A 24,189-nucleotide genomic window follows, 5' to 3' on the forward strand; every position below is an offset into this window, starting at 1 on the left:
TAGTTCCTTGGTAGTAGACGCAGAGAGCGAAGGCCAAAGCATGAGGGCCCGAATTCCTCCGGTGAAACTCGATGTATTTCAGATAAAAAGCGCCCGTTCGGGAACATTTCCCGGTTTTCCCTGACATTTTCCCGGCAATGAGAGGCGGTTTTCCGTCGCCAGATTCCCCGGTCACTGCCAATACTCGAGACGTCGATGCCATGGGCAAGACGATGGCGACAACAAAAACCAAGGGGAAAGAATATGAGCATCAGAACACGCAAGCACCCGCTGTTGCGGGGTATCAGTCTGGCACTGGCGCTGGGGACCACGGCCGGTCTGGCCGGCCAACTCCAGGCCAAAGAGGTTACCTGGGATGACATTGCCAATGACGCCCGCAGCCCCGAAAACGTGCTGGGATACGGCATCGGCCCCAAAGCCCAGCGTTACAGCCCGATGACAACCATCAACCGCGATAACGTGGAGCGCCTGGTTCCCGCCTGGTCCTTCTCCTTCGGTGATGAAAAGCAGCGCGGTCAGGAATCCCAGGCCTTGGTCCATGACGGCGTGATCTACGTCACCGGCTCATACTCCCGTTTGTTCGCGCTGGATGCCAGGACCGGGGAGCGGTTGTGGGAATACAGTCACCGCCTGCCCGAGGGTATTCGTCCCTGTTGCGACGTGGTCAACCGGGGCGCCGCGATCTTTGGTGACAAGGTGTTCTTCGGTACCCTCGATGCCGGCATCGTCGCGTTGAATAAAGACACCGGAAAAGTGGTCTGGCGCGAGAAGTTCGCCGATCACGAGGCGGGCTACACCATGACCGGAGCCCCGGTGCTGGTGAAAGACCAGAAAACCGGAAAAGTCCTGCTGATTCATGGTTCCTCCGGTGACGAATTCGGCGTCGTCGGCAAACTGTTTGCCCGCGACCCGGATACCGGCGAAGAAATCTGGATGCGCCCGTTCGTTGAGGGCCACTTCGGTCGGCTCAACGGCGAAAAAAGTACGCCAACGGGAGACCCTCGGGCACCCAGCTGGCCTGATGATCCGAATACTGAAACCGGAAAAGTTGAGGCCTGGAGCCATGGCGGCGGCGCACCCTGGCAAAGCGCCAGCTTCGATTCAGAAACCAACACCATTATCATCGGCGCCGGCAACCCGGCCCCCTGGAATACCTGGAAACGTACTTCGCCCGGAGGTGACCCCGCTGACTACGACAACCTCTACACCTCCGGCCAGGTTGGCGTCGATCCAACCACCGGAGAGGTCAAATGGTTCTATCAGCACACGCCAAACGACGCCTGGGATTTCTCCGGCAACAACGAACTCGTGCTGTTCGAATATGACGAAGACGGAGACACGGTAAAAGCTACGGCCCACGCCGACCGCAATGGATTTTTCTACGTGGTCAACCGTGAAAACGGTAAATTGAAGAATGCGTTTCCTTTTGTCGACAATATCACCTGGGCCACGCACATCGACCTGAAATCCGGCCGCCCGGTCGAGGTAGAAGGCCAGCGCCCGCCGGCGGTTGCTGAAGGAGAAACCCGAGGCAAGTCTATTGAAGTCTCGCCCCCTTTCCTGGGCGGTAAAAACTGGAACCCGATGGCCTACAGCCAGGACACCGGCCTGTTCTATGTTCCAGCCAACCATTGGAAAGAGGATTACTGGACAGAGGAAGTTACCTACAAAAAAGGTGCGGCTTACCTGGGGCAGGGCTTCCGGATCAAGCGGATGTACGACGACCACGTAGGCGTACTTCGAGCCATGAATCCGATCACCGGTGATATTGAGTGGGAGCACAAGGAAAGAATGCCATTGTGGGCGGGCGTTCTGACCACCAAGGGAGGCCTCGTCTTTACCGGAACCGGTGACGGATATCTCAAGGCCTTCGATGCCGAGACCGGCGAAGAACTCTGGAAGTTCCAGACCGGCTCGGGAATCATCTCGTCGCCGATCACCTGGGAAATGGACGGAGAGCAGTACATCGGTGTGGCCTCTGGCTATGGCGGGGCCGTTCCATTGTGGGGTGGCGACATGGCGGAGCTGACCAAGCCCATTTCCCAGGGCGGGTCCTTCTGGGTCTTCAAGATGCCCTCCTGGGCACAGGCCTCCCGCTAATTTTCCTCCGGTTCGGGCCTGGCACCTTGCCAGGCCCCTTTTTACGATTGATTCAGGAGTGAATCCATGAGAGCCACCGCAACAGCCGCTCTTCTTTTCGCGTTCACCCCCGTTTTCGGCGGTGACTATATGGCCGATATTGAGCCGGTTCCGGTCATCAACGGCTGCAAACTTGAACGTGAAACCAGTTGCCCCGGAGCGGACCTTCAGGGCGCGGATCTGTCCAATATGGATCTACGCTCTGCCAACTTTCGTGGTGCCAACCTGTCGGGCGCCAACCTGAGCCACACCAGTCTGCGAGGCGCCAACCTCGACGGGGCGAACCTCGACAACGTCACCGGATATCGTCTTCAGGTCTACCGGGCCAGCATGAGGGGGGCATCGCTAAAGGATGCCGAATTGCAGGGAATACAAGGCGAATACCTGTTCGCCCAGGGTGCAGACTTCAGCGGCGCCAATCTGACCGGCGCCAACTTCGACTTCTCCCGTTTTTCCGGGGCTACCCTGGTAAACGCCACCATGCCATTCAGCAGTTTCGAGATTTCCTGGATGCCCAAGGCGAATCTGGAGGGGGCCAACCTCAGGGGGGCAAACCTTCAGGAAGCCAAGTTGGGGCTGGCTAACCTGGCGGACGCGGACCTGACCGGAAGCCGGATCCACTACGCCACCTTCGAGGGCACCCACATGGAGGGCTGTACCGCCTGCCCGTTTGATTGGTGATCCGGGGCGGGCTCAGACCCGCCTCCCTTCCTCCAACTGGCCATAGCGAATCAGACCGGCATCCACCGCCAGGTGAATCAGCTCTACGGAGGAAGAAACCTGCAGCTTGTTTTTCAGTCCGGCCAGGTGGTTGGACACGGTCTTGCTGCTGACACACAAGCGTTCGGCGATTCCGCCCAGACTCTCTCCTCTGGCGTACATCAGCAACACTTCCATCTCCCGCTGGGTCATATCCCGCAGGCGGTGATCGACCGGCCGCTCCTGATTCATGGCCAGACGTGTGGCAATCGGGTGCTCAATATAGGGCTGGCCTGACGCTACCCGCTTTACGGCCTCCGCAAGCTCCTCGGGTGCGCAGCTCTTGGAGACAAAACCGAGTCCTCCCACATCCAGAGCCTGACGCACCATGGGCAGCTCATCGTGCATGGTGAAGAACAGAATCGCCGCTCCCCGCCAGCGCTGACGCAGTCGTCGCCCAACCTCCAGCCCGGAGATATCGGGCAACCCCATATCCAGCAGCACCACATCGGGCCGCAGCTCGCCATAGCGGGCCACCGCATCCTGACCGTTATCGACCTCGGTGATGGCTACCGCCGGCAACATGGATCGCAGCAGGTTGGCGATGCCCTGTCGGACTACCTGGTGGTCATCCACAATCATCAGTTTCATGCAACACCTCCAGTACCCGGAGTCAGTGGCACGGCCAGCCGGATTCGCGTTCCCTCGCCCAACCGGCTCAGAAACCTTACCTCGCCACCCAGGCAGCGGGCTCGCTCACACATCGAACGCACGCCCAGGCCGGCATTGCCTGGCAATTGATCATTGCCCACACCATCATCACGCACCTCTACGCTCAACTCGTTATCGTTGCGGGCAACCGCCAGCGTGGCGCAGGAAGCGTTGGCATGACGGGAAACATTGTTCAGGGCTTCCTGAAGGAACCGATACAGATGGGTTTGCTGCTCCCCGGTAAAATCGGGCAGGCGCTCGTCCATCGCCAGGCGGCATTCGAGGCCGCTGAGCTGTTGCCATTGCTCGGTCAGATGGCGAATGGCACTGCCCAGCCCCAGTTGCTCCATCACCAGCGGATGCAGCTCCTGCAACAAATGCCGAAAGTGCTTCTGGATGGTCTCGCAGTGTTCCGCCAGATCTCTGGCCTGCTGCTTCTGGCGATCGCTGAGATCCGGGTCGTAGACCAGGCTGCGTGCCTGGGCCCGAATGCCCGTCAGGTATTGGCCAAGATCGTCGTGCAACACCCGGGCGATGTGCTCGCGTTCCCGATCCTGCAACTGCAGGAGTTCGTTAAGCAGGCGGCTCACCGTTTGCTGTTCTGACTCGAGCGCCACGGCCATGGAATTGAACCGGCAAACCAGCGCATCCAGTTCCTGTTCACCCTGACGCGGTAGGCGGGATGTCATTTGACCTGCCGAAACTGCACCCATGGCCTCAGACAGACTGGTCAGTGTGCGCATGCCGCGCCGAACAATGAAGAACAAGGCAAGAAAACACAGGCCCATACCAATGGCATAGGCGCCCGAAATCAGCAGGAAGCCTTCCCAGATCTCCTCAACTTCGTCTTTGGGATTCACCTGCCAGCCGTTAACCACAGGCGGAGACGATTCCCCGGCGATCAGTGCAGAGAACCATGCTGGCACCTCTCCACCCCTGCTTCCGCCTGTGTCATCTACAGGCGTCAGGTGACGAAGAGTGCCGACAACGGATTCTGGAAGAGTAGTGGGACTCACAAGACTCCCGGCGAGCCCGGCAGCGCCTTCGAGCTCCCGCTGAACGTCATGGCGGGCTTGCTGGGTGTAGAACAGCGCTCCAAGTAAATAAACAAGAAGGAAAACCGCCAGCATCAACAGGGAAATCTTCCGATATACGGTCATTGTTTTTATCCGTTGCGAGAAAACACCTTCTCTACCCCATGCTAAAGCCAACAGTTTCCACCGGAATAGTTCTTTAGTACCGCCACTTTCCTACTTTCTGAATATTTCCGGGCTTCTCCCCCTTTCATAAGCTGGAAGTACAACAACAAACCGGAGAATCCCATGTCTTTTCTCGCCCGGACCGTGACTCCATTACTGATCGCCCTGGCAGCAGCAACCCCGCTGAAAGCGGAATCGTTGGACGTGCGGATTGGCTATCTGCAGTGGCTGCCAGACCAGGGGCCCGTGCTTTCCAATGTAATCCCGGAACCCGAGGACGCCGGCCTGCGGGGCGCCGAGCTAGCCATCAACGACAACAGCACTACAGGCAAATTCCTGGGCCAGACCTACTCCTTGCAGAGTGATGTGGCGGATTCGGAAGAGGCGGCCATTGCGGCCTTTGATGCCATGCGCGAGAACGGGCTGGATCTGTTTGTCGTAAACGCGCCTGCCTCGACCCTGAAGACCCTCACTGAGAAAGCCGGCGACAACACCCTGATTTTCAATGCCGGCGCCGAAGACGATGCCCTGCGCACCGGCCAGTGCCATGTAAACCTGATACACACCATACCCAGCTATTCCATGCTCACCGATGCGCTCGGCCAGTGGCTGAACCAGCGGCGGTGGGATGAGGTTTTTCTGATTACCGGCCCCACCGAGGCGGATAGGAACTGGGCCAATGCCTTCCGCCGTTCTGCCAGGCGCTTCGGGCTCGAGATTGTCGAGGACAAACCCTGGACCTTTGACGCTGATCTCCGCCGCACGGCCTCCAAAGAGCTGCCCCTGTTCACTCAGGCCAGAGATTACGACACGGTGGTGGTGGCCGATGTGCGGGGCGATTTTGGCGAGTACGTGCCATTCAATACCTGGCTGCCACGCCCGGTGGTGGGCACCCAGGGCATGTCGCCAGTTACCTGGCACCGGGTAGTGGAGAGCTGGGGCGCAGCGCAACTGCAGAACCGGTTCCACGAACTGGCCAATCGCGACATGAACAGCGAAGACTACGCCGCCTGGGCCGCCATTCGCGCCATTGGCACTGCCGTGACCGACCTGAACTCAGCCAATGCCACCGAGATCCGGAATTTTCTGTTCAGCGACAAGTTTCAGTTGGCGGCTTTCAAGGGCCGAAAAGTGACCTTTCGGGACTGGAATGGCCAGATGCGTCAACCCATTCCGATGGTTCACCCCAGAGGGCTGGTGGCCACCGCCCCGTTCGAAGGCTTTCTTCACCCGAATACCGAACTGGATACCCTCGGCTTCGACCAGCCCGAGAGCGAATGTCGGAACAACGGCTGAACCAAAGATTAGCCACTCATAAAACAATAAGGAGTACCAACATGAAATCCCTGTTAAAGCACACAGCCCTGGCGGCGATGATCGGCCTGTCGACACCGGCTCTGGCCAGCGTGGCCTATGTCTCCAACGAGAAAGACAATACTCTATCGGTGATTGATACCGAAACCCGGGAAGTGATCGAAACCATTGATGTTGGCCAGCGGCCCCGGGGCATCCTGCTCTCCAAGGACTACACCAAGCTGTACATCTGCGCCAGTGACGACGACACGGTGCAGGTACTGGACCTGGCCACCCGAAAAATCGTGGACACCCTGCCCTCGGGCGAAGATCCCGAGCAGTTTGCGCTGCACCCGAACAACAGGCACCTGTACATCGCCAACGAAGACGACGCCATCGTGACGGTGGTGGATGTGGACACCAAGGATGTTCTGGCCCAGATCGATGTGGGTATCGAACCGGAAGGCATGGCGGTGAGCCCGGACGGCAAGTGGGCGGTGAACACCTCCGAAACCACCAGCATGCTGCACTGGATCAATACCGAGACTTTCGAGATCGAGAAGAACATCGTCGTGGGCCAGCGCCCGCGCCACGTGGAGTTCTCCAAAGACAGCAAGATTGCCTGGGCGTCTGCCGAAATCGGCGGCACCGTGCACATCATCGACGTGGATAACCTGGAGCAGATCCATGAGATGTCCTTCAAGGTGCCCGGCGTAAATCAGGATCGGGTCCAGCCGGTGGGCATTGAACTGACCTCCGATGGCAAATACGCTTTTGTGGCACTGGGGCCCTCCAACCACGTGGCCGTCGTAGACGCCCAGACCTATGAGGTTCTGGACTATCTGCTGGTCGGCGCCCGGGTGTGGCAGTTGGATCTCGACAAGGACGAAAAACATCTCTACACCACCAACGGCGTGTCCGGCGATGTCTCCGTGATCGATGTGCAAGACCTGAAGGTGATTAAATCCATCAAGGTAGGCCGCTACCCCTGGGGTGTGGTCATCGACCCAACGTCATGACCATTGAAGCGAGCAACCTCAGCTTTCGTTACGGCGACAGGCCGGTGCTCCGGGAGGTCAGCTTTGCGCTGACCTCTGGCCGTTTTCATGCCCTGCTCGGGCCAAACGGCGCGGGGAAATCCACCCTGTTTGGCTTGCTCACTCGTCTGCTGGCCTTGCAGCAGGGAGAACTCCGGTTGGCCGGGCAGTCCCTGAAACACCAGCCGGCCGAGGCCATGCGCCAGATCGGCGTGGTGTTCCAGCAGAACGCGCTGGATCTGGACCTGACCGTTCGCCAGAACCTGCAATACCACGCCGCTCTTCACGGACTGTCCCGCAAAGAAGGCAGAGCCAGGGGTGATCGGGAACTGGAACGCTTCAACCTGCTGGAGCGCGCCAACGATGCCGTCCGCCAGCTTAACGGTGGCCATCGCCGGCGGGTGGAAATCGCCCGGGCTCTCCTGCATGAGCCCTCGCTGCTGTTGCTCGACGAACCCACGGTGGGCCTGGACGTTGCAAGCCGCAAGGCGCTCAACGAACACGTTCGGACCCTGTGCGAAGAGGACGGCCTGACCGTGCTCTGGGCCACTCACCTGATCGAAGAAGTCCGTGAAGAGGACCGGGTGCTGATCCTGCACCAGGGCCAGTTGCTGGCCGACGGCAATGGCCAGGCCATCTGCGACGCCGAAGGCACCCGCGATCTGGCCGAAACCTTCCACGCCCTGACCGGAGCCGGCTGATATGAAAGCAGCTCACTACTGGCATTGTTTTGTAGGTATCCAGACACGGGAATGGCTCCGGTTCTGGCAGCAGCGCACTCGCTTTGCCAGCGCTCTGGTCCGGCCACTGCTCTGGCTGGTGGTCTTCGCCGCCGGTTTCCGGGCTGTGCTGGGCATTTCCATCATTCCGCCCTACGACACCTACATCACCTATGAAACCTACATCGCGCCCGGTCTGTGCGGCATGATCATCCTGTTCAACAGCATGCAGGGCGCCCTGTCCATGGTGTATGACCGGGAGCTGGGCAGCATGCGGGTGCTCCTCATGAGCCCTCTGCCTCGCCCCTTCCTGCTGGTGACCAAACTGTTGGCCATGGGCGTGGTCTCCATCGGCCAGGTGTATGTATTCCTGCTGTTGGCCCTGCTGGTCGATGTCGAGCCGCCATTGTGGGGTTACCTGGCTGTGCTGCCGGCGTTGATTCTGACCAGCCTCATGCTGGGCGCTCTGGGCCTGCTGATCGCCACCTGGATAAAGCAACTGGAGAACTTTGCCGGGGTAATGAATTTCGTCATCTTCCCGATGTTCTTCATGTCCTCGGCGCTCTACCCGCTCTGGCGCATGAACGAGGCCAGCCCCTGGCTTTACTGGATTTGCCAGTTCAATCCCTTCACCCATGCGGTGGAAGCCATCCGGTTTTCCCTGTACCTGGAGTGGAACCCGATGGCTTTCGGTATTACCGCGGGCGTGACGGCGATGCTGGCGTTACTGGCCACGGCCGGCTTCCGGCCGCAACGCACCCGGGTTCTGGGCAGCAAGCCCGCGTAGGACGAGCAACCAGAGCAGTGACATGGCGAGGCTCGCCACCACGATGGCCGGGCCGACCGGTACATCGAACATTACGGAAACCACCACCGCACACAGGTGCCCGGCAATGCCACAGCAAGCGGCCAGGAAAGGCCCTTTACCGACAAGGGAGCCGAGGATCAGCGGTGTCATAATCAAGGTCGCAAACACCACGTAGATGCCAGCCAGGGAGACCGAATAGGTCACCGCCACCGCGAACACCGGCATGAAAACCGCACCCGTCATCCAGCCAGGGCGCCAAAGGCTTAGCAACCAGACCAGCGCGGAGAGCATGCCAACGGCACGCACCGCAGGCCAACTGGCCCATAGCAGGTCACCCGACGCGGCTCTCTGGAGCGCCTGGGCGCCGTGGGGATCGCCACTGACCAGCAGCACCGCGAGACTCGCCCCGACCACGTAGAGGATACCGATCCACGCCTCCTTCGCATGTGCCAGACGACGGAAGATCAGGTGAACCACCACGGCCGCCAGTAGCGCAAACATCAGGCTGCTGACCGGTGCGCCAGCCAGGGTGTGGTTAGGCGGAAAATACACGCCGGCCAGGGTGCCCAATGCCGCCCACTGGGCAATGGCCAGATCCGCAAAGATCACGCCTCGGGCAATCACCTGGTAACCCAACGGGACCAGCAGCAGGCAGAGCATGGCACTGCCTGCTGCTGGCAGGAGCAGCCATTCATACTCCGTCATGGGAGGCTCCGGCTGCAGCCGACTCAACCTGGCGGATAATCTCGCTGATCAGCCCACCCAGGGTGTCCGCCGGCGCCTCGCCCGTGACAGTGCCGGGCACCACAACCACCGGCAGTCCGGTTTGCTCCGCCAGCCATTCTCCCGGCTGCGGATCCTGGTAGCTGGCAATCAGAATGGCGTTGGCATCCTCCAGTTCTGGATTAGCCAGCAACTGGCTCAAATGGCTGGCGCTGGGGGGCAACCCCGGTTTTGGTTCCAGATCCGCTGCCGTTTCCACACCCAGCCATCGCAACAGATAGCCGAAGTTGGAGTGCTGAACCACCACAGATTGTCCTCTGAGTGCCTCTGCCCTGGCCCGCCACTCGGCACGCAGGCCATTCCAGTCGCCCCGCCAGCGAATGTAGCGGCCCTGTATGGCGACAGCCCTCTCCGGTTCAATCTCTCCCAGGCGCTTTGCCAGGGCACGGACAATCTCTGGCAACTGATCCGGCGACAGGTGCACATGAGGATTACCTTCGGGGTGCACATCGCCCATGCTCCGATCCACGTGATCGTGGGGGGCGTGCAGCTGGGCATGGTCGGCGGCAAAGAACAGGCCCGGGCGCCCGGCCTGAATGTCCGGGTTCGAGGCCCGTTGAAGCAGCATGGGCAACCAGCCGGCTTCCAGCGAGGCACCGGTGCAGACAGCAATATCCGCACGCCGCACCGCCGCAATCAGGCTTGGCCGAGCCTCGATGTAGTGAGGATCCTGAAGGTGACTGGTGGCGGTGGTGAGCTCAGCATCCGGCACCAGCGCCCGAACCAGGGCCGCCCATTCCGGTTCACAGGCGAACACCCGAAGCTGGGCCTGGGCCGGCACGGCTGTCACGATCAACAACAGTGCCGCAACGGCGTTACGAAGTGTCATATCAGTACCCATGGGCGCCGTGGGCACCGAGGGACATGACGTACTGCACCATCACGGTATTGTCGGCGTTGCTGAACCCGGCCGCTTCCTGATGGGTGTACTGCAGCCGTACCGTGGAGAAGTGAGAACGGGACCAGGACAGCATCACGTCGGTCTCTTCCAGGGTCTGGTTGTGGAAGTGATCGCCGTGGGCTTCCTGAAGATCCACCTCACCGTAACGAACGCCCGCCGACCACTGGGGCGCAAACTGGTAAACTCCGGAAACGTACCAGCCTTCATTGGTATCGTCAGACGCCGCAAACTGGTTCAGCTCATCCGCATAGAGGTATTCGCCGCTGAGCGTCAGCTGTTGTTCACGGTTGTTTCCGTCGGGGGACCACTTCCAGACCAGATCGGCGATATAGAGGTTTTCGCCGGTGTAGGCCGCACCGTGGCTGTGGTCGTGCCCTTCCTCATGATCGTGATCGTGGCTGCCGTCCCCGGTTTCCGCCGATTTCGCATGGCGGTTCCGCAGCCAGGAGAGCCCCAGCTGCCAGCTTTGTGACAGACTGATATCACCACCAAGCCGGGTATTGACGGTGTAAACACCAATGTCTTCCTCACCCTCAGTCAACTGGTCACCAGCAAAGGCTTCCGCACCGACCTGCCAGAAAAAAGGCGTTGGCAACAACACGTTCAGGCGTGCCCCGGTGTCGTAATAGTGGCTGCCAAGCATCGCGCGATAGGCGGCCGGGCGCTCGACAAAGTCGTCCTCATGCATATGGCGCCCATTCAGATAGCCCACCTGCGACAGGAACCGCCCTGCCCGCACATTCAGTGCGTACGGCAAACCGTTCGTTTGCAGATACGCCTCTTCAATCAGTACCTCACTATCACCGTCGTGCTCTTCGAATACAGCGGTGAGTCGGCCGGAGAACAGGTCATCAATCGGGGAAGACAGGGACAGTTCTGTGTGGCCGAGGCCGAAGCCCTGCTCGCGATGGGACAGAGCGGTCTCGTTCTGTTTGTAGTATCCGTCCAGCGTCACACTGACGTCAGGATTGAGTTCGTTGGCGGTTGCGCCGCCTGCGGCCGCGGCCAAAGGAAGAATGGCAAAAGATGCAAAGCGTTTAAGCATAGTGACTCCGGAGATAAAGCGACACGGCGCGCCAACGGGTGTCGACGCGCCCTGCCGAAATCAGAACAGGTTGGTAAGACTGTGGTTATTCGTGATCGTGGTCGTGATCTTCATGATCGTCATCGTGATCGTGGTCATGCCCCTCTTCAGCAAGGCCCAGCCAAACAAGGCCGGAAGCACTGAATCCAAGATCGATGGTCCGGACCACATCACCATCGGTGGCATCCACCTCATGCACAGACTGGTTGTGCAGTACGAACAGGCGCTCCTGAGCCGCAGACACGGCGACAGCGAGGGTGTCATCTTCACCCGGCGCGTCCATCAGCTCAGCCGTGGTAATCAGTTCCCAGTCATCGGCAGGATCAAACAGCCGCAGGCCGCCGTCATCGCCGAGCACATAGAAGACCTCACCGTGCGTCGTGAAGCCCTGTGCCAGGCGGCCCACGTCCTCACCAATTTCCAGTTCGTGGTAAAACTCGGTGGTTGATTCAGGATGGATCACGAAAAAACGGTCACCGGCAATGCCAACAAGTTCCTCAACATCATGATTGGCAACGAGGGTACCGATGCGAGAGCCATCCGCCAGACCGTCGGGGTTGCCCAGTTTGGTAGCCGGGTAACCAGCTTCGTGCAGATCGATTACCAGAACACCATCACTGCAGCCGAAGCCAAGGCTGTGGGCGTTGGCGGCGGCACCGTGGAGGTCGGGGCACTTTTCGTCGTAGACGATTTCCTGCTCAAAAGTGTTGCCCTCCAGGTGGTAGCGTTCTACCGCTGAAGGCAATCCGGAGGTCGCGCCATCCATATTGGTTACGAAAAGATGGCCATCAATGACCTTGCCAACACCATGCATACCGATACCGAGACCCTGGCTGGCAACAACCTTATTGCCTCCGAGACTTTCATCCGATATCACGTCAATTCTGGAATCCGCGTTGGCATCGCCATCAAAAAAGACCACACCGTAGGCACCATTCACCGAATAATGCGTGGGCTTACGTGCCTCCAGTGTGAAATTAAGCATTTCCGGCGTTTCTGCGTAATCATGCATGTGATCGCCGTGGTCCTCGGTATAAAGCCCACCGTCAACAAACGACACCAGATCGTCGCCCCGCTGAATGGCGACGGCATACCGGTTGCCGGGGGATGCATAGAGTCGCGGGGCCTCGCCATCCATCGCCATGGATGCGAGCACTTCACTGTTGTCTAGGTCCAGAACCTTAAGCTGCGAAGCGTCGGTATCGAACAGGGCCAGACGACCCGCCGTGTCGATATCGGTATGCTCGTGGGGCTCGTCGCCACCGCTGCTACCGCCACAGGCTGCAAGCAGAGTTGCCGCGGCTATCATCAGCGAAGCGGCCAACGGACGAATTCGAAAAGGGAAGGGTTGGGATTGATCAGACATCAAGAACTCCTTTTAATGTTATAACGTTGCTTTTATTCGCTTCAGGAAAGCCAGTCCAGTCCCAGAACCAGCCTTGGCGTATCACCCGGCGCAGGTGAGCGGTGAACAAGGCCGCGACCTTCGTTGCCAATCCAGGCTTCTCCCTTGAGAATCGCAACCGAGCCGGTTGGCATGACTTGGATGCGGCTCTCCGCTACTGGCTGCTCCGGCAACGGGCCCGGGGTTGCAGGGCGCAGAACATCGGATTCCGCTAGCCACTCGGTTCCCCGTCCCGAATAGGTCACCAGCAATCGAGCCGGAACCCGGTCGGTGTGAAACCGGGGACACATGGTGTCAGCCAGCACATGAACCCGAATTCCCACGGCAGCAGGCTCGAACAGGCATCGATACATGGCGATCAGTTCCCTGACATCCGCCAGCCACGCCCGGGCGCCAGACAGCTCCAGTGCCCAGCCGGGAAGAATCTCATCAACAGGTTCGTCTTTCTCCTGCGCCACAAAGCGCTCGAAGCTGGACATCTCTGAGGCGAAATGGCGGGCAAACTCAAGGCATTCCGTGCGCGGTTCCCGGCGCCAGACCGCGAGATTGACCTCATCCCGGAATATCTCTGTCAGACATTCAGGCTTGCTCCCGTGAACAGCCACAGGACCGGACACTGCATTGGACTCTACTGTCATGGACAACCTCCGTGCCTGCAGGCTATCGGAACGAACTTAAAAACAGGTAACGTTTCAGGGTCGAAAATGTTATGTTATAACATATCTAAAGTAAAGCGCCGTGGACGCGGCGCGTAGCGGAAAAACGCAGGAGTTTACGAATGAAGCAATCTGACTCGCGGTTACCGGTTACGGTGCTGTCCGGCTTTCTGGGCGCCGGCAAAACCACCGTTCTCAATCACATTCTCAACAACCGCGCGGGCAAACGCGTGGCGGTGATCGTGAACGACATGAGCGAGGTCAACATCGATGCCGCTCAGGTCCAGCAGGAGGTCACGCTCAACCGTTCGGAAGAGAAACTGGTGGAGATGAGCAATGGATGCATCTGCTGCACGCTCCGGGAGGATCTGCTGGTCGAGGTCCGGAAACTGGCATCCGAAGGGCGCTTTGACTGCCTGGTGATCGAGTCCACCGGTATTTCAGAACCCCTGCCGGTGGCGGAGACGTTTACCTTTGCCGACGAAGACGGCGTTAGCCTGTCTGATATCGCACGCCTGGACACCATGGTGACGGTGGTGGATGCGGTGAACTTCCTGAAGGACTATGACGAGGCCCAGTCACTCCAGGAAACCGGCGAGAGCCTTGGCGAGGAAGACGAGCGCAGCGTTGCGGATTTGCTGGTTGACCAGATCGAGTTCAGTGACATCCTGCTGATCAGCAAGACCGACCTGGCCAGCCCGGAAGATCTGGAACGACTCAAAGGAGTACTTCGCAGCCTAAACACAGAAGCGGAAATTATTCCGATCTCCCAGGGCGCAGTGCCGCTCGACAAGGTGCTGGAGACCGGCCGTTTCAGTTTCGAGCGTGCTCAGCAGGCACCCGGATGGCTCAAGGAAATGCGCGGCGAGCACATTCCTGAAACCGAAGAGTATGGCATTTCGAGCTTCGTGTATCGCGCACGCCGACCTTTCCATCCCGCCAAGTTCTACGACTTCCTGCACGAGGGGACTTCGAAAGGCAAACTGATCCGCTCCAAGGGTTATTTCTGGCTCGCAACCCGCCCCGAATTTGCAGGCAGCTGGAGTCAGGCCGGCGGTATTGCCCGCTATGGTTTTGCCGGCATGTTCTGGAAAGCCGTGCCGGAAAGTAACTGGCCAGAAGACCCGGAATACCGAACGGCCATTATGGAAAGCTGGGAGGAACCCTTCGGCGACATGCGCCAGGAGCTGGTGTTCATTGGCCAGAACCTGGATCGCGACGTCATAACCCGCCAGCTGGATGCATGCCTGCTGGATGACGAGCAGTTGCTCGCGGGCAAGGAATTCTGGCAGACCCTCAATGACCCCTTTCCCGCCTGGAGATAAGCCATCATGACAATGACGCGAGATGAGATTCTGCAGGCACCGGCCGACGACTACATGAACAAGGCGCAACTGGCATTCTTTCGAAAATTGCTTGAAGATTTGCGCACCGAAACGATGGACAGCATTGAGTCTGCCAAACGGCAGCTGGCGAGCCCGCCGGAAATGAACGACGAGGCGGATCGCGCCGCTTACGAAGAGGAATCGAGACTGGCGCTGCGCATTGTCGACCGGGAACGACGCCTGCTCCCGAAAATCGAGGCTGCGATCAAGCGAATATTAAACGGTGATTACGGCTACTGCCGGGAATCCGGGGAACCCATCGGGATTCCCCGGTTACTGGCACGCCCGACAGCAGAACTGTGCGCAGAGGTTAAAACCCTGAACGAGCGAAAGGAGCTCAATTACCGACAATAAGCACGCCTGCCGATACGTTAAATTGCCGCATGGCCGACGCTGGCCGACTGAGCATGCAATCGCCCATTCCTCCTTAGAGTCTAGTAGGGTTGGGCGCATCACCGTACACGTCCATGGGATCAAACTGTTTTTCATGCTCAACAAACACCAGATCACTGCCGTTGTTTCGTTCTGCCGCAACCGGCACCTTGCGATAGAAACAGGAGCGGTAACCGACATGGCAGCTGGCACCCGAGCCAGCCACGCGAACCCTTAACCAGACCGCGTCCTGGTCGTCATCGATGCGCATTTCAACCACCTCCTGAACCAGCCCACTGGTAGCGCCTTTGTGCCATAGAACTTCACGGCTACGGCTCCAGTAATGGGCTTCACCGGTGGTAATGGTTCTCGCCAATGCATCGGCGTTCATATACCCCAGCATAAGCACTTCCCCACTTTCTGCATCTGTGGTTACGCAGGTAATCAAGCCATCAGCGTCGAACTTGGGCGCCAACTCTGCCCCTTCTTCCACCTGCTCGATTGAGGTTCTGGCAGCGAGCTCGACAGTGCCTGGGCCGGAATCTCTGGTGTTACCGGAATCGGTCGTCATGATATATCGTTCCTTTCTGATCAAATTAATTCAATCGGAGACAGAGATTGCCCCGAACGTTTCGAGAAATTGAATAGTCTTGCCCCGGGGAGCGCCCTCAAGTTGTTCCTCACGCACAACCACATGACCCCGAATCACAGTGTGGATTGGCCAGCCGGTTATCTTCTTGCCATCGTATGGCGTCCATCCGCTGCGGCTGGCTATCCAATCGTTCGTTATCGTGCGCTGCGCAGACAGATCAACGATCGTCAGGTCGGCATCGTATCCGAGTGCGATGCGCCCCTTACCCTCCAGGCCAAAGATCCGCGCAGGGCCAGCACTGGTCAGATCCACCAACCGCTGCAACGTGAGACGCCCGTTATCTACGTGGTCCAGCATCACCGGCAACAGCGTCTGCACCCCGGTCATACCGCTGGGCGATTGCGGGTATGGTTTCGCTTTTTCTTCCAGGGTATGAGGGGCGTGATCGCTGCCGATCACATCCACGGTGCCCTCTCGGATCGCCTGCCACAAAGCGTCCTGATGGCGCTGTTCCCGGACCGGCGGGTTCATTTGGGCCAGACTTCCCAGGCGCTGATAACACTCGGGGGCCGCCATGGTGAGGTGATGCGGCGTCACTTCCACAGTCACGCGCCGTTTATGCCGGGCCAGGTATCGCATTTCCTCAGCTGTGGAAACGTGCAGGACGTGCAGCCGACGCCCCGCTTCCTCCGCCATGGCTACGATCCGCTTCGTCGCCAGAAGCGCAGACTCCACATCGCGCCAGTCCGGATGCTGGCAAACATCGCCACTGGCCTCGACAATCGACTTGCGCTGGCGCAAGCGGGCCTCGTCCTCGGCATGGACCGCCATCCGTCGGCGCCCATGGCGCAGAATGTTTCGTAGCACGGTGTCATCGTCCGCCAGCAGGTCGCCAAACGAACTGCCCATGAACACCTTCACACCCGCACAGCCCGGCAGAGTTTCAAGAATCTGAAGTTGTTCGGCATTGACGCCCGAGCCTCCGATGTAAAAGGCATAATCACACCAGGCCCGACCTTGAGCCGCATCCAGCTTCGCCTGTAAATCCTCATGCCAGAGGGTCAGTGGATTGGTGTTCGGCATTTCAAAAACGCCGGTCACCCCACCCAGCACCGCGCCGCGAGTCCCGGTTTCAAGATCTTCCTTATGGGTCAGCCCGGGCTCGCGGAAGTGCACCTGACTGTCGATCACACCGGGCAAGATATGCAGCCCCCGGGCATCAATGGTCGAAACAGCGTCCCACTGCCCCTGCAAACATCCGAGGGCGACAATTCGACCGTCACGACAGGCTAAATCCGCCTGTTCGGAACCATTGGGCGTGAGCACGGTGCCACCAACAACCAACAGATCCGCGTATTTTTCAGGGTGGTAGCCCTCTACAGTCATGCGACTTTCCTCCAGCTTGAATTCAGCACCTTATGGCGATGAAGCACCTGAAGAGTAAGGAAACACATCTCTCTCGACGAGAAGGTGTCAACGCTCTTTTCCCCAACGCCAATGCGAGCCCTGAGCCGTATCCTCAATCACCACTCCCTCTTGCCTCAGTTGCTCCCTGATCACGTCGGAACGCGCGAAATCCTTCTGATCACGGGCTTCCTGCCGTTCACGGAACATTGCCTCAATGCATTCGGGTGGCAATTCCTCACGACTACTGCTCGATTCCAAGCCAAGCAAATCAGCAAGCGCCAGCTCGCTAGGCGAGCGAAGAAGGCCTAGCATGCCGGCCGAGGCACGGAAGGTCCGCGCCGCTTCCCTCGCCCGCTCGCGTGTATCGGCCTGCTGCACCTGATGACACAGCTCATGCAGCCGTTTCAACGCCCGGGACACGTTAAGATCATCACGAAGGGCTGCCAGAACTTCTGCGTCTGGCTCGCACTCAGCACCGACCTGCTGCCACACGTCATCCTCCGCGACAGCTAGACACTTATACCAACGGGCCAAAATTTCGACTGATTGAGTCAGGCGGCGCTCATTCCAGTCGAGGGGGTTGCGATAATTGGTCGACAGCAGGGCCAGGCGAATAGCCTCACCGGGAGCCTTGGCAAGCAGATCCCGAATCAACAGCACATTGCCCTGTGACTTGGACATCTTCTGCCCATCCACGGTGACAAAGGAGTTGTGGACCCAGCTTCGACAATAGCGGGTGCCATTGGCACAGGTACCCTGGGCGATTTCGTTTTCATGGTGTGGGAATATCAGATCCTGCCCACCACCATGAATGTCGATCGTTGTGCCGAGGTGCTTGCCGATCATCGCCGAGCATTCAACGTGCCATCCTGGCCTGCCTCGGCCCCAGGGGCTTGCCCAGCCGGGCTGATCGCCGGTTGATGGTTTCCAGAGCACGAAATCCAGAGGGCTACGTTTGTAGGGGGCGACCTCTACCCGGGCACCGGCAAGCATGTCCTCGGGTTTGCGCCTGGACAAAGCCCCATAGTCGGAATAGGAGGGCACATGGAAGAGCACGTGCCCCGATGCTTCATAGGCGTGCCCCCGAATCATAAGAGCCTGAATCAACTCTATGATGTCCGGAATATGCTCGGTGACTCGGGGCTCCAAATCCGGAGCTTCAACTCCCAGGGCTTCGAGATCCTCATGATAGGCATCAATATACCGATCCGTAAGCGTCTTGATGCTCACCCCTTCGGCAGCCGCCGCGGCATTGATCTTGTCATCAACATCCGTGAAGTTGCGGGCATAGAGCACACAGGGATAGTCGTGGCGCAGCAGCCGGGCCAGTACATCGAAGATCACCGCCGGCCGCGCATTACCGATATGCGCATAGTTGTAGACCGTGGGCCCACATACGTACATGGTCACTCGCCCGGGGAGCTCCGTGCTCAGTGGCTCTTTTTGGCCCGCCAGCGTATTGAAAAGCTGGATTCCATCGGCGCCCATCAGATCACCCCCTGAAAATCCCCGCTGGCCGATGCAACGGCATCGTGTGAATGCAGGCTCTCCAGATGCCGAACATGGGTTCGCAGATTATCGTAACGCCCGGATAAAGCGCTCTGGATCCGCCGTGCCGCATCCTCGACATACATCAGGTTTTGACCGTTCAACCACGCAAATGCCTGCTCATCGGCCCGCTTGACGGCGGTCTGGACGGGCGTTGCCAGGACTGCCTCGATCTGATCAATAAGCGCCATCAGGCCAAAGCTTTCTGACGAGTCGGAGATATCTACACTCACCGTTGCTTCGCTCCGCTGGCTGTGAGGCGTAGCGAGCGAGGCATTCTGTTGAAGCCAGGCGGCCACTTCCTCGCTCGTCAGCCCGGATCGGTCTGGAAAGTGTTCTCTGAAACCGTCAGCCACCAGCTGACGAGCCAGTGCCGCCGAGCACGGACACGTCGATGAATACTCCACCTGAACCGACGCTTTAAGCGCGAACCAAGTATGGTCCAGTGTGGCCTCAAGCCGGACCGGATAAGACTTCCAGCCGGCCAATTCCGGCGTCCGAAGCGCCGGTCGTCTGGCGAGAAGACTGAAGTCCAGCGCCACCCGCGCGCCATCTGTGTAACAGTCTTTGTGACTTGCTACCATCTGTTGGAGAAGCTCTCTCAGGTCTCCGGGCGCCAATCCCTCCACTCGGGTTAGCTCGTCCAGCATCCGATACAAGCGGGACATGTGGATGCCTTTCACCGTCAACGCCGGCAGATTGACCTGAAGATCCGCAACAGCATGAATGGTTCCCGGACACCCGGGCTCGTCCAGTTGAACCGGTATGTCTATCCGGCTCATTCCCACCCACTCTAGCGGCGCACGGATAGCTGAGATTTCATTACTGGCGACATCGGGTAAATCCTGATTCATGCTAAACCTGTCTCGATCTGTTAGAGGTTGATACTTTTTCAGCGTGAGTTTTCCGGCCGGCACACGAAGAACATATACCGTGTAATTCCACAACCGCTCGAACAACCTGAAAGTCCGATTGGCCGAGAGATGCCTGCAACTCCGCAATCTCCCGGGCATCGACGAATTCCCGGATCCATCCGCACTGATCACAAATCAAGAAGGCGGCGGGGGAGGCCTTGCCTCGATCCGAGCACGCAATGAAGGAGTTAAGGCTTTCCAGCTTCCTGACAAATCCGAGATCGCCAAGCCGGTCCAATGCCCGATAGACCTGGGTTGCACCGCGAAAGCCTGTCTCCTTTAAAATGGCGTAAGCACCCAACGGGGCATCCGCCTGCTGCAGGACTTCCAAGACCCTTCTTTGATTTGCGGTCAGCTTGTCCATTGGGTTAACCGTCCGAGAAGCTCTGACTGAATTGCTGGAAACCGTTCATCGCTTTTATCGGCATTTCTCAAGGCTGTTCATCAACGCCTCAAGCAGTAGCGAATACTGACCGCCACCAATTTGGAGGTCAGCACCCAACGGATCCATAACCCCGACGGTTTTCACTTTAGAACCCTCGAAAACCGTTTTCACAAGTCCGGGGTCGTACTGTGGCTCGGTAAACGCGCAGGTCACGCCAAGCTCAGAGACCATCGACTGAATCTCACGGATTCGAGCCGGACTGGGATCTGACGCATCGGACACCGAAATTGCACCAGCTGCCAGCAACCCGAAGCGACGCTCGAAATACTGATAGGCATCATGAAAAACGATAAAACGGATCCCCTCGATTCGATCTGCCCGCTCTTGCAATGAAGCGATCAAGTTGTCCATCGACTGGGCAAAATCCTTGGCGTTGTTCTGATAGACGCTGGCATTCGCCGGATCAACTTCCGAGAGGGCCTGGGCAATTTTAGCGGACCAGATTTTCGCATTCATCGGATCCAGCCAGGCGTGAGGGTCATGCTCTCCATGGTGGTGGCCGTCATGCTCGGCGTGGTGGTCCTCGTGATGCTCATCTTGATGTTCATCATGCGCATCTTGGTGTTCATCATGCTCATCATGGTGCTGATCGTGACCATCCTGCCCCTCGCCGTGCGAATCGTGGCCGCCTTCTGCACCATGTTCACCATGAGCGTGCGCTTCGAACGTTGCCCCTTCCCGGAACCCGTATTTGACCGTCTCGGACAACTCCAGCATTTCGACCCTGGTTGCTGAACCTGCCAGGTTCTCCAGAGAGTTCTCCAGCCAGGGCGTCAGCTCACCACTGATCCAGAAAACCACCTGCGCTTCGGCAAGTGCTTCGGCCTCTGATGGACGGAGGGAATAACTGTGAGGTGACGCCTCAGGCTGAATCAGCAGCTCTGGTTCTCCGACCCCTTTCATCACTTGAGTCACAACGGAGTGCAGCGGGGCGATATCGACCGCGACTCTGGGAGCGGATGCCCAACTGTTGAAGGGCAGGAAACTGAGCGCGGCGCCAGCTAGAATTATCGGTCGTATCATTGAAATCTCCTGGACAGCTTGAGGTTGGTTGCAATCAATTTGCAGAAGGCGGAAAATGTTATGTTATAACATAGCTTTTGGATTGAAAACTCACAGCGCGCCAACACTCTACTTATTATGCAGACAGCGAAACTGGGAAAACACGCCCACAAGGATTCATCGATGCTGATTCAAGCTCACAACCTGTCGGTACAGATCGGCAAAAACCGGATATTGAAAAATATCGACCTGCAGGTTGATCGCGGCCAGATCGTCACCGTCATTGGTCCTAACGGATCCGGCAAGTCCACCCTGCTGAAAACGCTCATTGGCGCTCTGCAACCTTCAGAAGGCGAGATCATCCGCGCACCCGGTCTTTCAATCGGCTATGTACCGCAGCGACTCCACATTGATGAAACCCTGCCGATGACCGTGCAACGCTTTCTGCAACTCCCGAACCGTGCCTCAACGGATGCGATCCGGGAGACCATGGCACAGGCCGGTTTGCCAGAACTTCTGCGCCAACAGTTGATGTCTCTGTCGGGAGGCCAGCTTCAGCGAGTATTGCTGGCACGGGCGCTGCTTGAAAAACCCGATCTTCTGCTACTTGATGAGCCGACCCAGGGGCTTGACCGCCGTGGTACGGCGGACTTCTATCGACAGATCGAGCAAATTCGGCAGTCCCTGAACTGTGGCGTGATCATGGTCAGCCACGACCTTCAAGTCGTCATGCGCCGGTCCGAGTGGGTGATCTGCCTGAACGGGCACGTCTGCTGCGAAGGTAAACCGGAACTTGTCAGTAGCTCCGCGGAGTATCGCGCGCTGTTCGGCTTCGACGAGGATGATGAATCGCTGGCGCTCTATAGCCACAGGGGGCATTACCAAGGAAGTGGCGACATACGGGAGGCGGGCTGATGCTTGACGATTTCCTGATGAGGGCCGCACTGGCAGGCGTTGGTGTATCTCTGGCCGCGGCGCCTCTGGGCTGCTTTATCGTGTGGCGGCGCATGGCGTATTTTGGCGATGCCACCGCACACGCGGCGATGCTGGGTGTCGCCCTGTCACTGACTCTCTCCACACCGATTTTCGCCGGCGTGCTGATGATATCGCTCCTGATGGCGGTGACCGTCTCGACACTGAGCGGCCGGGGATATGCCATGGACACCTTGCTCGGCGTTATGGCTCACTCTGCGCTGGCGGTAGGGCTGGTCGCCGTCTCGTTTCTGTCGGGAGTAAGAATCGATCTGATGGCCTACCTGTTCGGAGATATCCTTGCCGTGGGCAAAACAGATCTGGCCGTTATCTGGGGCGGTGCTGCCCTGGTTCTTGTTATGATCGGATATCGATGGTCTGCTCTGCTATTATCAACCCTGAGTCCTGACTTGGCACTTGCCAGCGGAATATCGCCGCGCCGGGAGCAGCTGGTGCTGACGATCGCTCTTGCGATTGTGGTGGCAGTGGCAATCAAGGTGGTCGGTGTTCTGCTGATCGCCGCCATGCTCATCATCCCCGCAGCCACCGCGCGTCGATTCAGCCGGACGCCGGAAGCCATGGCGGTCATGGCTGCCATAATTGGTGTTTGCGCCAATATTGCAGGTCTGGCGTTATCCTATCACTTCGATTCGCCAACCGGGCCAACCATTGTGTGCGTTGTCGCCTTCCTGTTCGTGGCCTTGAATGTGGTAAACGCCGTATTCCGTCGGACGAACCGTCAATTGTCGAACGGTCAGAACGTGGCATAGAGACTCAGAAAATGAAGATCTTCTCAATGTTTTCAACCCTTCAGAAAATTGCGCTTGCCCTGGCGGCCGCCATTCTGTTGACGGCAAACCTGTTGCCACTCAAATCGTCGCCGGCAATGGCCGCTGTGCCATCGGAAACGCCGGAGCTCGGGAAACAAACAGCTTCAGCTCCGGCCGAGGCCGTTGAACCCGCCGGCACAGAAGACCGGCAGGCGGCGGAGCGCCCTAAGGGGAAAACCGTTGATTGGCGTGTGGAAACTGGAGACACATTGAGCCGGATTTTCCGGGCAAGTAACGCACCCATGGACGATCTTCAGGAAATTCTGGCAGCAGACGCCGAGTATCTGCATCTGGAAACCCTGAGACCTGGAACCCGACTCGGTCTGCACTTCGATGAGCAAGGCCAGTTTTCAGAACTGATTCTGTTTCTCGACCCGGCGCGCCACGTGACCTACTCGCGCCAACCCGATGGCGCCTTCGTGCATCAGGCCTTTGAGGAAGAAACGTTTTGGGTCTCCGAGGTACTCAGGGGCACCATCAATGGCAGTTTCTACGCCTCGGCTATGCAAGCAGGCATAACCCAGTCGCAGATCCTTCTGATCGACCAGCTTCTGGGAAGCCAACTCAATTTCCGCAGGGATCTACGGGCCGGCGATCGGTTCTCCGTCATTGTTGGCCACGAAATGACGGCCACCGAAAGCACTGGGAAGACCCGCATCGAAGCCCTGTCTCTGGAACGCAGTGCCAGAACCCATTACGCCTTTCTTTATGACGACGGTAATTATTACGACGAGAATGGCGAGAGTGTGACGCCCGCTTTTCTGCGACTGCCCACCCAAAAGCGTTACCGTGTGAGCTCCCATTTCAATCCCAGGCGATTGCACCCGGTGACCGGACGCATCTCCCCCCACAACGGTGTGGATCTTGCCACGCCAACAGGCACGCCCATTCTCAGCACCGGAGACGGTATTGTGGCCCGGATCGGCAATCACCCTTACGCTGGCAAGTACATCGACATTGATCATGGGGGCTCGCACACCACACGGTACCTGCATCTCCATAAAATCCTGGTTCGTAAAGGCGCTGCGATAGAGCGCGGACAGAAAATTGCCTTGTCAGGAAATACCGGGCGCAGCACCGGCCCGCACCTTCATTTTGAGTTCCACATCAATGGTCGCCCGGTTGATCCCCTGACAGCCGACATCCCGACCGCCGCAGCCATTCCGGAAACGGAGATTGCATCCTTCAAGAGAAAACTCCATGAACAAAGGACGGTCATGGAATATGCCGCAAGCCGGTCAGAGCTCGCGATGACCCAAGGGTTGCCGGAGTTCGACGAAACCTGACA

At 58.5% G+C, this 24,189-nt stretch carries 24 protein-coding genes; 11 read left to right on the forward strand and 13 right to left on the reverse strand.

The features are described from left to right. Positions 1–243 precede the first annotated feature (243 nt). Both C7436_RS09690 and C7436_RS09695 read left to right on the forward strand, forming a co-directional pair. Complete coding sequence (locus tag C7436_RS09690; RefSeq protein ID WP_211329865.1) at positions 244–2,100, forward strand: PQQ-dependent methanol/ethanol family dehydrogenase; 1,857 nt, start codon at positions 244–246, stop codon at positions 2,098–2,100. A gap of 66 nt (positions 2,101–2,166) precedes the next feature. Further along, entirely contained in the window at positions 2,167–2,820 is a 654-nt protein-coding gene (locus tag C7436_RS09695; RefSeq protein ID WP_121207684.1) for a pentapeptide repeat-containing protein, read from the forward strand. Between the two features lie 12 nt (positions 2,821–2,832). On the opposite strand, the gene C7436_RS09700 is transcribed toward C7436_RS09695, so the two are convergent. Together C7436_RS09700 and C7436_RS09705 are read right to left on the reverse strand one after the other, a co-directional pair. Continuing rightward, entirely contained in the window at positions 2,833–3,489 is a 657-nt protein-coding gene (locus C7436_RS09700) for a response regulator (RefSeq protein WP_121207685.1), read from the reverse strand. Continuing rightward, complete coding sequence (locus C7436_RS09705; protein ID WP_121207687.1) at positions 3,486–4,709, reverse strand: HAMP domain-containing sensor histidine kinase; 1,224 nt, start codon at positions 4,707–4,709, stop codon at positions 3,486–3,488. The genes C7436_RS09700 and C7436_RS09705 overlap by 4 nt, the downstream gene beginning before the upstream one ends. Before the next feature lie 162 nt (positions 4,710–4,871). Here C7436_RS09705 and C7436_RS09710 point away from each other — a divergent pair, with 162 nt between their 5' ends. The 4 genes from C7436_RS09710 to C7436_RS09725 are packed head-to-tail and all read left to right on the forward strand — an operon-like array spanning position 4,872 to position 8,584. Next, positions 4,872–6,044 carry an ABC transporter substrate-binding protein gene (locus C7436_RS09710; RefSeq protein ID WP_121207689.1) on the forward strand — a complete coding sequence of 391 codons (1,173 nt, stop codon included), beginning with the start codon at positions 4,872–4,874 and terminating at the stop codon, positions 6,042–6,044. A gap of 41 nt (positions 6,045–6,085) precedes the next feature. Then, on the forward strand, positions 6,086–7,060 hold the full coding sequence (locus tag C7436_RS09715; protein ID WP_121207691.1) for a YVTN family beta-propeller repeat protein: 975 nt from the start codon (positions 6,086–6,088) through the stop codon (positions 7,058–7,060). Further along, positions 7,057–7,779, forward strand: coding sequence for an ABC transporter ATP-binding protein (locus tag C7436_RS09720; protein WP_121207692.1), 723 nt, complete (start codon positions 7,057–7,059; stop codon positions 7,777–7,779). The genes C7436_RS09715 and C7436_RS09720 overlap by 4 nt, the downstream gene beginning before the upstream one ends. Position 7,780: 1 nt before the next feature. After that, a complete protein-coding gene (locus C7436_RS09725) occupies positions 7,781–8,584 on the forward strand; it encodes an ABC transporter permease (protein WP_121207693.1) in 804 nt (267 codons plus the stop codon). Here C7436_RS09725 and C7436_RS09730 read toward each other — a convergent pair. The 5 genes from C7436_RS09730 to C7436_RS09750 form a co-directional block, all read right to left on the reverse strand. Beyond that, on the reverse strand, positions 8,522–9,310 hold the full coding sequence (locus C7436_RS09730; protein WP_121207694.1) for a metal ABC transporter permease: 789 nt from the start codon (positions 9,308–9,310) through the stop codon (positions 8,522–8,524). The genes C7436_RS09725 and C7436_RS09730 overlap by 63 nt on opposite strands. Further along, the gene (locus tag C7436_RS09735; protein ID WP_121207695.1) at positions 9,297–10,217 is read right to left on the reverse strand and encodes a metal ABC transporter substrate-binding protein; all 921 of its coding nucleotides are present in this window, start codon (positions 10,215–10,217) and stop codon (positions 9,297–9,299) included. Before C7436_RS09735 ends, C7436_RS09730 begins: the two co-directional genes overlap by 14 nt. A gap of 1 nt (position 10,218) precedes the next feature. Further along, positions 10,219–11,334 carry a hypothetical protein gene (locus C7436_RS09740; protein ID WP_121207696.1) on the reverse strand — a complete coding sequence of 372 codons (1,116 nt, stop codon included), beginning with the start codon at positions 11,332–11,334 and terminating at the stop codon, positions 10,219–10,221. 85 nt (positions 11,335–11,419) lie between these two features. Continuing rightward, a complete protein-coding gene (locus C7436_RS09745) occupies positions 11,420–12,739 on the reverse strand; it encodes a hypothetical protein (RefSeq protein WP_228198090.1) in 1,320 nt (439 codons plus the stop codon). Positions 12,740–12,780: 41 nt separating this feature from the next. Further along, positions 12,781–13,416, reverse strand: a complete 636-nt coding sequence (locus C7436_RS09750; RefSeq protein WP_121207697.1) for a DUF1826 domain-containing protein — start codon at positions 13,414–13,416, stop codon at positions 12,781–12,783. 140 nt (positions 13,417–13,556) lie between these two features. Here C7436_RS09750 and zigA point away from each other — a divergent pair, with 140 nt between their 5' ends. Further along, positions 13,557–14,759 (forward strand): zinc metallochaperone GTPase ZigA, encoded by a 1,203-nt coding sequence (gene zigA / locus C7436_RS09755; protein ID WP_023009628.1) that lies wholly within the window; start codon positions 13,557–13,559, stop codon positions 14,757–14,759. Between the two features lie 6 nt (positions 14,760–14,765). After that, positions 14,766–15,173 (forward strand): RNA polymerase-binding protein DksA, encoded by a 408-nt coding sequence (gene dksA, locus C7436_RS09760; protein ID WP_211329866.1) that lies wholly within the window; start codon positions 14,766–14,768, stop codon positions 15,171–15,173. A gap of 73 nt (positions 15,174–15,246) precedes the next feature. Here the strand turns inward: dksA and hisI are convergent, their stop codons facing one another. From hisI to C7436_RS09790, 6 genes are all read right to left on the reverse strand, one after another. Continuing rightward, positions 15,247–15,762: a phosphoribosyl-AMP cyclohydrolase gene (gene hisI / locus C7436_RS09765; protein WP_121207698.1), complete on the reverse strand. Its 516-nt coding sequence runs from the start codon at positions 15,760–15,762 to the stop codon at positions 15,247–15,249. A gap of 30 nt (positions 15,763–15,792) precedes the next feature. Then, positions 15,793–17,169, reverse strand: coding sequence for a dihydroorotase (locus C7436_RS09770; RefSeq protein ID WP_121207699.1), 1,377 nt, complete (start codon positions 17,167–17,169; stop codon positions 15,793–15,795). Positions 17,170–17,256: 87 nt separating this feature from the next. Beyond that, complete coding sequence (gene cysS / locus C7436_RS09775) at positions 17,257–18,678, reverse strand: cysteine--tRNA ligase (protein ID WP_121207700.1); 1,422 nt, start codon at positions 18,676–18,678, stop codon at positions 17,257–17,259. After that, on the reverse strand, positions 18,678–19,592 hold the full coding sequence (folE2, locus tag C7436_RS09780; protein WP_121207701.1) for a GTP cyclohydrolase FolE2: 915 nt from the start codon (positions 19,590–19,592) through the stop codon (positions 18,678–18,680). Before folE2 ends, cysS begins: the two co-directional genes overlap by 1 nt. 1 nt (position 19,593) lies before the next feature. After that, on the reverse strand, positions 19,594–20,016 hold the full coding sequence (locus tag C7436_RS09785) for a Fur family transcriptional regulator (RefSeq protein ID WP_023009622.1): 423 nt from the start codon (positions 20,014–20,016) through the stop codon (positions 19,594–19,596). Positions 20,017–20,070: 54 nt separating this feature from the next. Further along, positions 20,071–21,120 carry a zinc ABC transporter substrate-binding protein gene (locus C7436_RS09790; protein ID WP_023009621.1) on the reverse strand — a complete coding sequence of 350 codons (1,050 nt, stop codon included), beginning with the start codon at positions 21,118–21,120 and terminating at the stop codon, positions 20,071–20,073. Positions 21,121–21,282: 162 nt separating this feature from the next. Between C7436_RS09790 and C7436_RS09795 the strand changes: the two genes are divergently transcribed. Genes C7436_RS09795 through C7436_RS09805 form a run of 3 tightly spaced genes read left to right on the forward strand, consistent with a single transcriptional unit; the run spans position 21,283 to position 24,187 of the window. Next, positions 21,283–22,014 (forward strand): ATP-binding cassette domain-containing protein, encoded by a 732-nt coding sequence (locus C7436_RS09795; RefSeq protein ID WP_121207702.1) that lies wholly within the window; start codon positions 21,283–21,285, stop codon positions 22,012–22,014. Then, on the forward strand, positions 22,014–22,841 hold the full coding sequence (locus C7436_RS09800; RefSeq protein WP_023009619.1) for a metal ABC transporter permease: 828 nt from the start codon (positions 22,014–22,016) through the stop codon (positions 22,839–22,841). The genes C7436_RS09795 and C7436_RS09800 overlap by 1 nt, the downstream gene beginning before the upstream one ends. Before the next feature lie 26 nt (positions 22,842–22,867). Further along, positions 22,868–24,187: a peptidoglycan DD-metalloendopeptidase family protein gene (locus tag C7436_RS09805; RefSeq protein WP_228198091.1), complete on the forward strand. Its 1,320-nt coding sequence runs from the start codon at positions 22,868–22,870 to the stop codon at positions 24,185–24,187. Positions 24,188–24,189 lie beyond the last annotated feature (2 nt).

It is taken from the genome of Marinobacter nauticus (genome assembly GCF_003634635.1).
Taxonomy (GTDB): Bacteria; Pseudomonadota; Gammaproteobacteria; order Pseudomonadales; family Oleiphilaceae; genus Marinobacter; species Marinobacter nauticus.